Annotated in this window: 8 protein-coding genes; all 8 read left to right on the forward strand. The window is 68.5% G+C overall.

The genetic code is table 11. From position 1 onward, the window contains the following. The first annotated feature begins 172 nt into the window (after positions 1-172). Entirely contained in the window at positions 173-697 is a 525-nt protein-coding gene (rlmH, locus tag ACLFQI_RS07065) for a 23S rRNA (pseudouridine(1915)-N(3))-methyltransferase RlmH (protein ID WP_410758208.1), read from the forward strand. A gap of 23 nt (positions 698-720) precedes the next feature. Beyond that, positions 721-1392: a Maf family protein gene (locus ACLFQI_RS07070; RefSeq protein ID WP_410758209.1), complete on the forward strand. Its 672-nt coding sequence runs from the start codon at positions 721-723 to the stop codon at positions 1390-1392. 58 nt (positions 1393-1450) lie between these two features. Then, positions 1451-2905 carry a ribonuclease G gene (rng, locus tag ACLFQI_RS07075; protein ID WP_410758210.1) on the forward strand — a complete coding sequence of 485 codons (1455 nt, stop codon included), beginning with the start codon at positions 1451-1453 and terminating at the stop codon, positions 2903-2905. A gap of 6 nt (positions 2906-2911) precedes the next feature. Next, positions 2912-7585: a YhdP family protein gene (locus ACLFQI_RS07080; RefSeq protein WP_410758212.1), complete on the forward strand. Its 4674-nt coding sequence runs from the start codon at positions 2912-2914 to the stop codon at positions 7583-7585. Between the two features lie 90 nt (positions 7586-7675). After that, the gene (locus ACLFQI_RS07085) at positions 7676-8503 is read left to right on the forward strand and encodes a carbon-nitrogen hydrolase family protein (RefSeq protein WP_410758214.1); all 828 of its coding nucleotides are present in this window, start codon (positions 7676-7678) and stop codon (positions 8501-8503) included. Positions 8504-8728: 225 nt separating this feature from the next. Then, a complete protein-coding gene (gene tldD, locus ACLFQI_RS07090) occupies positions 8729-10180 on the forward strand; it encodes a metalloprotease TldD (protein ID WP_410758215.1) in 1452 nt (483 codons plus the stop codon). Positions 10181-10188: 8 nt separating this feature from the next. Then, positions 10189-11136, forward strand: a complete 948-nt coding sequence (locus tag ACLFQI_RS07095) for a sulfurtransferase (RefSeq protein ID WP_410758216.1) — start codon at positions 10189-10191, stop codon at positions 11134-11136. Positions 11137-11180: 44 nt separating this feature from the next. Next, a complete protein-coding gene (locus ACLFQI_RS07100; RefSeq protein ID WP_410758217.1) occupies positions 11181-11831 on the forward strand; it encodes a Uma2 family endonuclease in 651 nt (216 codons plus the stop codon). Position 11832 lies beyond the last annotated feature (1 nt).

Consider the following 11832-nt stretch of genomic DNA (forward strand, 5'->3'; position numbering starts at 1 on the left):
TGGCCGGGCAACGGCGCCGGCGTGGACCGATCGAGAAGACCTCTCTGCGCGGGAATCTGGTTGCTTGCCGGCTTGCTCATGACGCGACCATGGCCTCTTCGGGTATTCTGAGCGAAAACAGAGGGAATCCTCGCTGACCTGAAGCCATTTCGCAAGCGCTGACGAGGGCAACATGCGCATCCACCTGTTAAGCGTCGGACGGCGCATGCCGGCCTGGGTCGAGGCGGGCTTCGACGAGTACGCCAAACGCCTGCCATCGAGCTGCGCGCTCTCGCTGATCGAGGTCGAGCCCGCCGCGCGCGGCAAGGGCCTGGACCGCAGCCGCGCCAAAGCCGGACAACGCGCGCAGCTATCGCCGGCGGCGCGCGCCCGACTGCTCGCCGACGAAGGCGAGCGGCTCCTGAAAGCGGTCCCGAGCAATGCGCTGGCGATCGCGCTGGATGTGCGCGGTCGCGCCTGGAGCACCGAGGCGCTCGCCGCCGAACTCGAGGGCTGGCTGGCGAGCGGACGCGACCTGGCGCTGCTGGTCGGGGGACCGGACGGGCTCGCGGATGCCTGCCTGGCGCGCGCCGAGCGGCACTGGTCGCTCTCGCCGCTGACCTTTCCGCATCCGCTGGTGCGTGTCATCCTCGCCGAACAACTCTACCGCGCCTGGACTCTGATCCAGGGCCACCCTTACCACCGTGGAGCGGAATGACCCCTGCCCCGAGGACGCAGCCAATGGCGGCACTGTCGATCGATCTGTATCTGGCCTCAAGCTCGCCACGGCGGCGCGAACTGCTCGCGCAACTGGGCCTGCGGCCAAGGCTGGTCGCCGCCGAGATCGACGAGACGCCGGCGCCGAACGAGTCCGCCGAGGCCTATGTCACCCGCATCGCCCGCGCCAAGGCGCGCGCGGGCTGGACCACCTTGAGCGCGCCAGCGCAGCGGCCCTTGCTCGCCGCCGACACCGCCGTCGTCGTCGATGACCGAATCCTGGGCAAGCCGGTGGATGCCGAGCACGCGCTGCGCATGCTCGCCTTGCTCTCGGGCCGCTGGCATTCGGTCCTCACCGCGATCAGCCTGCTGAGCGCGGCCACCGACCCGGAGCGACCGCGCGGGTCAGACGACGGGACGCCAGGCGGCCAACCGCCCCGGGAACATCGGGTCCTGGTGCGCACCGAAGTCCGCATGCGCCCCATCGGGCGTCACGAGGCCTTGGCCTACTGGGCCAGCGGCGAGCCGCGCGACAAGGCTGGCGCCTACGCGGTGCAGGGCCGGGGCGCGATCTTCGTCGAGTCGCTGCGCGGCAGCTATAGCAACGTGGTCGGACTGCCGCTGTTCGAGACGGCCGGGCTGTTGCGCGAACACGGCATCGACCCGCTCGCCGGCGAACCGGCGCCGACCCCATGAGACCGAATTCCATGCCACCGAGCCACTCGATCGCCCAGCGCGCGGCCAAAGGATCACGATGAGCGAAGAGATTCTGATCAATGTCACCCCGCCGGAGACCCGCGTCGCGGTGGTCGAGAACGGCGTGGTGCAGGAGATCATCATCGAACGCGCCCAGCGCTGCGGCCTGGTCGGCAGCATCTATCGGGGGCGCATCTGCCGCGTGCTGCCCGGCATGCAGGCCGCCTTCGTCGAGATCGGCCTGGATCGGGCCGCGTTCCTGCATGCCTCCGACATCATGACCGTCGACGGCGAGGCCCGCAGCGAACACATCACCAGCCTGGTCAAGGAGGGCGACCCGATCCTGGTGCAGGTGGTCAAGGACCCGCTCGGCAGCAAGGGCGCGCGCCTGACCACCAACATCTCGATCGCCTCGCGCTATCTGGTCTTCATGCCCCGGCTCGGCAACACCGGCGTGTCGCAGAAGATCGAGGACGATGACGAACGCAAGCGCCTGCGCGAGGTCCTGCAGACCTATGTCGACGAGCACGAGGGCATCGGCGGCTACATCGCCCGCACCGCCGCCGAGACCGTCAGCGACGACGACCTCTGCCGCGACATGGCCTTCCTCGCCAAGCTCTGGAACGGCATCCGCGAGCGCGCCGCGAGCGCGAGCGAGATCGGCCTGATCCACGATGATCTGCCCCTGGCCCTGCGCGCGCTGCGCGACCTGGTCACGCCCGAGGTCGAGCGGGTGCGCATCGACTCGCGCGCCACCGTCGACAAGGCCCGGCCGTTCGCGGTCAAGTACATCCCCGAGATCGTCGACCGCATCGAGTACTACAGCGGCGAGCGGCCGCTGTTCGATCTGTACGGCGTCGAAGACGAGATCCTCAAGGCGCTGCAACGCAAGGTGCAGCTGAAGTCCGGCGGCCATCTGGTGATCGACCAGACCGAGGCGATGACGACGATCGATGTCAACACCGGCGCCTTCGTCGGCCATCGCAACCTCGAGGAGACCATCTTCAAGACCAACCTGGAGGCGGCGCAGGCGATCTGCCGCCAGTTGCGGCTGCGCAACCTCGGCGGCATCATCATCATCGACTTCATCGATATGACCGACGAGGAGCACAAGCGCCAGGTCCTGCGGGCGCTCGAGAAATGCCTCGCGCGCGATCACGCCAAGACCCATATCACCGAGGTCTCGGCGCTCGGCCTGGTCGAGATGACGCGCAAGCGCACCCATGAATCGCTCGAGCACATCCTCTGCGAGCCCTGTCCCTGCTGCGGCGGGCGCGGCTCGCTGAAGACCGCCGAAACCACGTGCTACGAGATCTTCCGCGAGATCCTGCGCGAAGCGCGCCAGTTCGAGGTCGAGCAACTGCTGGTGCTGGCCTCGCAGGAGGTCATCGACCGGCTGCTGGACGAGGAATCCGCTCATCTGGCCGAACTCGAGGAGTTCATCGGCAAGCCGATCAAGCTCCAGGCCGAGTCGCTCTATACTCAAGAACAGTACGACGTGGTCCTGATCTGATCCCGGATGCCGGATGCCGGCCACTGCTGGGGCCGGCAGGTCCCTGCCGACGCGCATCCGAACCGCCACGGGCCTCGGCATGCGCCCCAGACCGGGCCGGACGCGGTGCGCCGCGAGATCATGGACCGTCGGACCCTTTTGCACCCCTTCGGTCACGGCAAGATGACGCGGACCCTGTATTGGCTCTTCAACGGCACTGTCGCGCTCTTCGCCACGGCGATCGTCGCGCTGGCGGTCCTCTCGATCGCCGCGCGGCTGCTGCTTCCGCACGCCGACGCGCTGCGCGAGGATCTCGTCGCACGCCTCGGCGAGACCCTAGGCGCGCCGGTCGAGGTCGGCGCCCTGTCGATCCATTTGCGCGGGCTCTCGCCCGAACTTCGCTTCACCGAGGCGCGACTGCTCGCGTCGCCCGCGTCGAGCGAGGCGCCGAAGGAACCGCTGCTCGCCGCGCACGCGCTGCGCATCGAGCTGGATCCGCTGGCCTCGCTCGCGGCGCGACGGCCACGGATCGCTGCAGTCGGCCTGGTTGGCGCCGACATCCACGCGCGCCGCGACGCCGATGGCCGTCTTCGCATCCGCGGACTCGACGCGCTGCAAGGCGATGATGCGCAGGCGCTCGCGTTCTTCTTGAACGAAGGGCGCTTTCGGTTGCTCGACAGCCGGCTCAGCTGGCACGACGCGGGAACCGCAGCGCCCGCGCAAACCCTGTTCGTCGAGGTCGCCGAGTTCGTCAATCAGGGGCGGCGTCACGACCTGCGAGTCGCGGCCCGCACGGCCGACGATCGCGCCAACAGCAGCCGCACGGCCGACAGCGGCGGCCCGGCCGATGAGACCGCCAACCAGGCGCGCTTCGGCGAGCTGCGGATTCTCGCCAAGCTCGAAGGGCCGGCGGCGCATCCCGAGCGCTGGTCCGGTCGTCTCTATCTCAAGACCAAGGGCGAGGATCTGGCGTCGCTCATCGGCGAGCGCTGGCCCAGCCTGGAGCTGCACAGCAGCGCCTTGCGGCTTGAGAGCTGGAATCGGCTCGCGCGGGGGCGCTTGAACGAATCCTGGACAACGATCGGGATCGAGGGGCTCAGGCTGGAGGGCGACGAGGCCCGCGCGGCGCTTGAACTCGGCGCGCTGTCCGGGCGCGCTCGCTGGCAACGCCAGGCGCAAGGCTGGCGGCTGGACATCCAGGAACTCAGGCTGCCCGGCAGCGCCGACTCGGCGCCGACCTCAGCAACGTTGCGCTATCGCCGCGCGCCCGCGCGCAATGATGCCGAGCTCGCCCGCCCTGTCACGCCTGCTACCGCCCCCGCTGATACTGCCGACAATGCTGCAACGCCGGCCCCAGCGGCTCGCTTGTTCGCCGCGATTGGCGCGCTCCCGCTCGGACCGCTCGCCGAGATCGGCGCACGGCTTGCTACAGACTTCCCTGAAAACCTTCCAGTAACCCTCGCGGAACCGGTCATCGCGATCACCCAGGGTCGCCCGCGTGGACTGGCCCGCAACCTGGCCGTGCATCTGGAGCTGCGCTCCGACCCGGCTGACGCGGGGTTCCCCGCCCTGGCCGACTGGCGCCTCAAGGGCGCGCTCGAAGGTCTGACCATCGGTGCCAGCGCCAACGCCAGCACCAATGCCAATGCCAACGCCAACGCCAACGCCAACGCCAACGCCAACGCCAACGCCAGCACCAATGCCAACGCCAGCACCAATGCCAGCGCCAGCACCAATGCCAGCGCCAGCACCAACGCCAAGATCCCGCCCTTCTCCGGGATCGATCTCGACTTCGATCTGGGACCAACCGGTGGACGGGCGCGCCTCGACGGACGCGATGCCCGACTCGACTTGCGCCCGTTGTTCGCCCAACCCCATCGGTTCACCGCGCTGCACGGCGACTTCGCCTGGCGCCTGATGCCGGCCGGCTCGATCCATCTCTGGACGCAGGCCTTGAGCGCCGAGACCGCGCACCTCGCGACCCTGACCCGGCTGCGCCTCTGCGTGCATCCATCCGGCGCCAATCCCTTCATCGACCTGCACACGCATCTGCATGACGGCGACATCGAAGCGCTCGCGCAGTGGCTGCCGGTCGGCATCATGGACGAACGTCTCCAGGACTGGCTGCTGAAGGCCATCGTCGATGCGCGGCTGGAGTCCGGCGATCTCGCGCTGCGCGGTCCACTCGAGCGCTTCCCCTTCGATGATCACGCGGGCCGTTTCCTGTTGACGCTGCGCCTGGTCGACGGCGTGCTCGACTACGGCGGCACGGCGCCGCCCGCGCCTGCCCAAACCGTCCAGTCCACCCTTGCCCAAGTTGCTTCCCCCCAACCCCCAGGGCTGCGCGACGCCGAGGACAGCGAGCCGCTACGCTGGCCACCGCTACGCGAGATCGCCGCCACCCTGCGCTTCGAGAACCGTCGCCTCGAGGTCGAGATCCCGAGCGCCGAGATCCTCAACAGCCAGGTGGACGCTGGGCATCTGCGCTTGCCGGATCTCTGGAATCCGACCACTCTCGAGATCGAGGCGCGCGGCAACGGCCCGCTCGCCGATGGCCGGCATGTGCTGGCAACGAGCCCGCTCGCGAAGCGGCTCGGCGGTCTGGCGAACGCCATCGAGGTCAGTGGCGAGGGCGGCATCGCGCTGCGGCTGGGGGTACCGCTGAGCAAGGAACGTCCCTTTCGCTACCGTGGCGAACTGCGCTGGGAGCCAATCGCCGAGTCCAGCACCGAAACCAACGCCGGGAGCGACGCCGAGCCAACACCTCCGAGCCCTGACGAAACGATTAACGCGCGCGAACTCAGGATCAGAGGCACCGACCTGACGTTCAGCGGCATCGAGGGCCGCCTGCGCTTCGATGAGCAGGGCATCGATGCCGACGACATCCGCGCCAATCTCGGCCCCCAAGCGCTCGCGATCGACATCGAGACCCTGGACGGCGGCAGCGACGCGGCACGCACCGAGATCGGGCTAGAGGGGCAAACGCCGGTCTCCAGACTGGCCAAGGCCCTGCCCAGCCCACTCTGGCGATTCGCCAGCGGCAAGCTCGATTGGCGCCTGGGACTCGGCCTGCGTAACCGCGACGCCGCGCACCAGACCCCGCCGATCGACCTCAGGCTCAGCTCCGAACTCCAGGGCCTCGCGCTGTCACTGCCGGCACCGCTCGGCAAGTCGGCGGGCGAGCCGCGCGCGTTTCGACTCAGCGGCCGCTATCAAGACCAATGGCCGCTGCCGCTGCGCATCGACTCTGGCGAACTCGGCGCCTTGCTGGAGATAGATCGCGCCGCCGACGGGAGGATCGCGCCGCGGCGACTCGCGATCGACCTGAACGGCCAACCGGAGGCGTTGCCGCCCGCGGGTTCGATCGAGATCGGCGGCGCGCTCGCGACCCTGGATCTCGAACCTTGGCTGGATTGGATCGCGCGCAGCGATCTCGCCTCGCTCCAGGGCGACAATGCCGAGGAGCGGCTCCAGCTGCTCCCGCTGCGCCTCGAGGTCGAGGATCTCCGCTTCCAACAGCTGCGGTTGAACGACCTCGAGGCCGTGCTGGAACCCCGCGAAGCGGGTGGCTGGGATATCCAGTTCAATGCCGAGCAAAGTGGTCACGGCGCGATCCGGCTACCGGCCAGCGCAAGCCAAAACCCAGTGCATATCCGGATAGAGCGGCTGGATCTGGCGCCGCTCGTGGAGGCGCGCGAGGAAGAGGCCGCGGCCACAACGCCGGCAGACCCGCGCGCATTCGGCCGCCTCGACCTGGAGATCGAACGGCTTCACTATGGCGAGGATCGGCTCGGTCGGCTGCGGCTCATGAGCGTGCCCCAGCCGAACGGGGTCGACTTCGAGACGCTGTCATTGCATGGACCGCATGTCGATGCCAGCGCCCGGGCGCAGTGGCACATCGATGCCACCGATTATGTGGAAACCACGTTCGAGCTCGATGCCAACAGCACCGCGATCGGCGAATTGCTGCGCGAGAGCGGTTTCTACAGCGCCTTGAGCGGCGCCGCCGGTGAATTGCAGCTCGATCTGCGCTGGCCCGGCGGCCCAGGCGACCTGTCGCTCGCGCGCGCCCGCGGCACGCTCGCGCTCGAGGTCGGGAGCGGGCGCATGCTCGACATGGAGCCCGGCGTGGGGCGCATGCTGGGCATCCTCAATACGGCCGCCCTCAGCCGCAGGCTGAGCCTCGACTTCAGCGACCTGTTCGCCGATGGCTTCGCCTTCGATCGCATCCATGGCGAGATCGCCATCGGCAGCGGCGAGGCCCGCATCCGCGCGCTCGATATTCTCGCGCCGCCCGCCGACATCGAGATCACCGGGCGCACCGATCTGGTCGCGGGCGTACTCGATCAGACCGTCGTGGTGACCCCCGAGATCGGCATCGGGCTCGCCCTCGCCAGCACGCTTGCCGGCGGCCCGGTGGTTGGCGCCGCCGTGTTTTTGACCGACAAGGTCACCGACGGCGCGGTCGAGCGCCTCGGGCGTTATGCCTACCGGGTCACCGGGCCCTGGCGCGATCCGCTGATCCGTCGCGTGGACACCGGCGGCTCGCCCTCGGTCGGTAACCTCTTCGTCGACGAGGACGACACGGATGACGCGGATGACGCGGAAGAGGAGGCCGAGCGCACGCCGACAGCGGACCCGCCGAACCAGGCACCGCCGCAACGCGTGCAGCCGAGCAACCCCTTCCTGGAAGGTTTCTGATCAGAAAGCCCGGCTATTTTGACGGGCATGCCCAAACAGAGCCTGTCCGGTGGTGCTATGGTTACAGAAAATTGACCATACCGAACGCCCATGAGCGAGACTTCCAAGGTCGCGGCCGTGCAGATGGCCTCAGGCCCCAATACAACCGCGAATCTGCTCGAGACCGAGCGCCTGATCCACCTTGCCGCCGAGGCCGGCGCCGGCCTGGTGGTGCTGCCCGAGAACTTCGCCTTCATGGGCAAGCGGGACCGGGATTTGCTCCATCTCGCCGAGCCCGACGGCAAGGGTCAGTTGCAGGACTTCCTGGCCAAGACCGCCAGCCGTTATGGGGTCTGGCTCGTCGGCGGCACCATCCCGCTGCGCAGCAATGACCCGAGCCGGGTGCGCTCGGTCGCGCTGATCCATAACGATCAGGGGGATCGGGTCGCGCGCATCGACAAGACCCATCTGTTCGATGTGGTGCTGCCCGACGTCAACGAGCGCTACCAGGAATCGGCGACCATCGAGCCCGGTGACCAGAGCGCGGTGATCGATACCCCTTTTGGCCGCCTCGGGGTGGTGATCTGCTACGAACTGCGCTTCCCGGAGACGGCGCGGCGCATGCTCGACAGCGGCCTCGAGCTGCTCGCCGTGCCGGCCGCCTTCACCGCACTGACCGGCAAGGCGCATTGGGAGATCCTGGTACGCGCCCGCGCCATCGAGAACCTGACCTATGTGATCGCCGCCGCCCAGGGCGGCTACCATCTCAGTGGCCGCGAGACCTATGGCCACAGCATGATCGTCGATCCCTGGGGCAACGTGCTGGCGCAGATCGCGCGTGGCGTCGGTCAGATCTGCTGCACGCTCGATCGCGACCGACAGGCCTCGATTCGCCGCACCTTCCCAGTGCTCGAGCATCGTCGCCTCAAGTGTCGTTGAGACTCCGTCCATCGACTGTTGCCCCCCGGCCCGAACGCCTTCCCGACCTGAATGCCAGTGTCCGGCAACCATCGGGAGGCCGTTTCCTGACCTCTCCACTGGCGGGCAGTGGACCTGCCTGCATGCGCGGCGGCTGGAAAAAGCGCGCGCTGCCTACCATGTCATCCGCATCACCCGCATGATCCGCAACGGCTAGACGCCCAAGAACGCGAGCCCAAAGACCCTATGACCGACTCCATCGACATCGCGCGCCAGAGCATCCTCGCGCCCTTCGGCCTCGGCGACAACGACCTCGATCGCCTGATCGGCGCGCTGCGCAGCCCCGCCATCGACGCCGCCGACATCTATTTCCAGAGCAGCCGGCTGCAATCCTGGATGCTCGAGGACGGCATCATCAAGGACGGTAGCTTCAACATCGAACAGGGCGCCGGTCTGCGCGCGATCAGCGGCGAGAAGACCGGCTTCGCCTACTCCGACGAACTCGAACTCGCGGCCCTGACCAAGGCCGCCGATGCCGCCCGCGCCATCGCCCGTGGCGGCGGCGCGGCACCGATCAGCATCGGCGCCGGCCTGCCAGCGCGCCAGCGGCTCTACGAACCGATGAATCCGATCACGAGTCTGGACGACGCGGCCAAGATCGATCTGTTGCATCGGGTCGATGCCGAGGCACGCGGCATGGACGCGCGGGTCAAGGAGGTGATGATCAGCCTGGTCGCGGTGCAGGACACCGTCCTCGTGGTCGCCGACGACGGTCGCCTGAGCGCCGACGTGCGCCCGCTGATCCGCCTCAGCGTGGTCGCGGTGGTCGAGGAGAACGGTCGCCGCGAGCAGGCCCACAGCGGCGGCGGCGCGCGCCTGGATCTGGGTTGGATGCTGGCCGAGGACCGCGCGCTCGGCTTCGCCCGCGAGGCGGTGCGCCAGGCCCTGGTCAACCTGGAAGCCGGCCCCGCCCCGGCCGGCACCATGCCGGTGGTGCTCGGCGCCGGCTGGCCCGGCGTGCTCCTGCACGAGGCGGTCGGGCACGGACTCGAGGGCGACTTCAACCGCAAGGGCACCTCGGCCTTCAGCGGCCGGCTCAACCAGCGCGTCGCCGCCAAGGGCGTCACCGTGGTCGACGACGGCACCCTGCCCGGCCGCCGCGGCTCGCTCAACATCGACGACGAGGGCACGCCGACCCACTGCACCACGCTGATCGAGGACGGCGTGCTGGTCGGCTACATGCAGGATCGGCTCAACGCCCGCTTGATGGGCATGGCGCCGACCGGCAACGGCCGGCGCGAGTCCTATGCGCATCTGCCGATGCCGCGCATGACCAACACCTACATGCTCGCCGGCAACCATGATCCGGGCGAGATCATCGCCTCGGTCGAGAAGGGCCTGTACGCGGTCAACTTCGGCGGCGGCCAGGTCGACATCACCTCCGGCAAGTTCACCTTCTCGGCCAGCGAGGCCTATCTGATCGAGAACGGCCAGATCGGCCGCCCGGTCAAGGGCGCGACCCTGATCGGCAACGGCCCCGATGTGCTCACCCGCGTCAGCATGGTCGGCAACGACCTCAAGCTCGACGAGGGTGTCGGCACCTGCGGCAAGGATGGGCAGAGCGTGCCGGTGGGGGTCGGTCAGCCGACGCTGCGCGTCGATGCGCTGACCGTCGGCGGCACGGGGGCTGGGGAGTGAAGCGCATGATGAGCCGACCCCTCCTCTATCCGCTCCTCGCCTGGCTGGCCTTGCTGAGCGCCCCGGCATCCGCCAGCGTTCCGCCCGTGGTCGACGCCCAATGGCTCAAGAGCAACCAGGGCCAATCCGAACTGGTCGTGCTGGATATCCAGTCACCGAACGACTACCAGCGTTTCCACATCCCAGGCGCGGTGAACGCTCCCTATGAGCGTTGGCGCACCCAGCCGCCCAAACCAGGCAGCAAGGCGGCGCGCGCCAACGCGAGTGGGCTGACATCGATGTTGCCGCCGGTCGAGCGGCTCGAGGCCATGCTCAGCGAGCTTGGCGTGAGCAACGACGACGCTCTGGTCATCGTCGCGACGGGGCGCGGGGCCAGCGATCTGGCCGCTGCCGCCCGTGTCTTCTGGACCCTGAAGGTGCTCGGGCATGAGCAAGCGAGCGTGCTCGATGGCGGCCTGGTCGGCTATGCCGACAGCGGCGCTCCGCTCGCGCGGGGTCGCGAGACCCGCCCTGCGACCGCCTATCGGGCCGACCTCCAGCCCGAGCTGGCGCCCGATGCCCAAGCCGTGCGCGCCGCGCTCGCCGCGCAGACCCCGCTCGTCGATGCGCGCAGCGAGGGCGAGTTCGTCGGCATCTACACCGGCGACGCCGCCGAGCGGCCGGGCACCATCCCCGGCGCGCGCCACCTGCCGCACGACTGGGTCAGCGACGGCGGCTCAGCCAAGCTGCGCAGCCCAGGCGCACTCAAGGCGCTGTTCGAGGCCCGCGGCATCGTCACCGACGGCGAGCAGATCCATTTCTGTCACAGCGGCAACCGTGCCGCCCTGACCTGGTTCGCCGCCTACGCGGTGCTCGGCAACGAGGAGGCCTTGCTCTACGACGGCTCGATGATGGAATGGGCGCGCGACGACAACCTCCCGATCAGTGCCGAGATCGAGCTTTGCGACGCCTGTTAAGCCAAGGCGCATCCGTCCGTTTTTCCTCTCCACCGAGGTTCGTCATGGCCGCGATTGCTGAGCGCATTGCCGATACCCCTGCTGCCGGATCAGCACCCGCCACCGCAGATCGAGCCACGCAACCCGACGACCAAATCGTCCAGCTCGCGCAGGCCGACTGGAGCGATTACGAGCGTCTGCTCGAGATCCGCGGTGAATCCGCGAGCCCGCGGCTGACCTTCATCGACGGCGTGCTGGAGCTGATGACGCCCTCATGGAATCACGATTGGGACAAGACAACCCTCGCCCGACTGCTCGAAACCTGGGCCATTGAAGTCGGGGTCGCGATGGATGGCGCGGGCTCCTGGACCATCAAGTCGAAGCTCGCCAAACGCGGCGCCGAGCCCGACGAGTGCTATCTGCTCGAACCCATCGCGAAAGAGCCCAGCCGACCGGACATTGCCATCGAGGTCGTGCGCACCAGCGGCGGGTTGAACAAGCTCGAGGTCTATCGCGCGCTCGAGGTGCCGGAGGTCTGGTTTTGGCAGCACGGGCGGCTCCAGTTCTACGGCCTCGAAGGCGATCAGTACCAACACCGCGAGCGCAGCCGCCTACTGCCACAGCTCGATCCAGCCTTGATCAAGGCCTGCATGGGTGCGCCGACCCAGACCGAGGCCATTCGACAACTGCGCCAATCGCTCGGGGCAGAACGCTGAG

The sequence above is a fragment of the Halochromatium sp. genome (assembly GCF_046541315.1).
In the GTDB taxonomy this organism is placed as follows: domain Bacteria; phylum Pseudomonadota; class Gammaproteobacteria; order Chromatiales; family Chromatiaceae; genus Lamprobacter.

Coding starts and splice junctions, on each gene's coding strand:
- rlmH (WP_410758208.1), top strand. CDS start 173: ATGCGCATCCACCTGTTAAGCGTCGGACGGCGCATGCCGGCCTGGGTC.
- ACLFQI_RS07085 (WP_410758214.1), top strand. CDS start 7,676: ATGAGCGAGACTTCCAAGGTCGCGGCCGTGCAGATGGCCTCAGGCCCC.
- tldD (WP_410758215.1), top strand. CDS start 8,729: ATGACCGACTCCATCGACATCGCGCGCCAGAGCATCCTCGCGCCCTTC.
- ACLFQI_RS07095 (WP_410758216.1), top strand. CDS start 10,189: ATGAGCCGACCCCTCCTCTATCCGCTCCTCGCCTGGCTGGCCTTGCTG.
- rng (WP_410758210.1), top strand. CDS start 1,451: ATGAGCGAAGAGATTCTGATCAATGTCACCCCGCCGGAGACCCGCGTC.
- ACLFQI_RS07070 (WP_410758209.1), top strand. CDS start 721: ATGGCGGCACTGTCGATCGATCTGTATCTGGCCTCAAGCTCGCCACGG.
- ACLFQI_RS07080 (WP_410758212.1), top strand. CDS start 2,912: ATGCCGGATGCCGGCCACTGCTGGGGCCGGCAGGTCCCTGCCGACGCG.
- ACLFQI_RS07100 (WP_410758217.1), top strand. CDS start 11,181: ATGGCCGCGATTGCTGAGCGCATTGCCGATACCCCTGCTGCCGGATCA.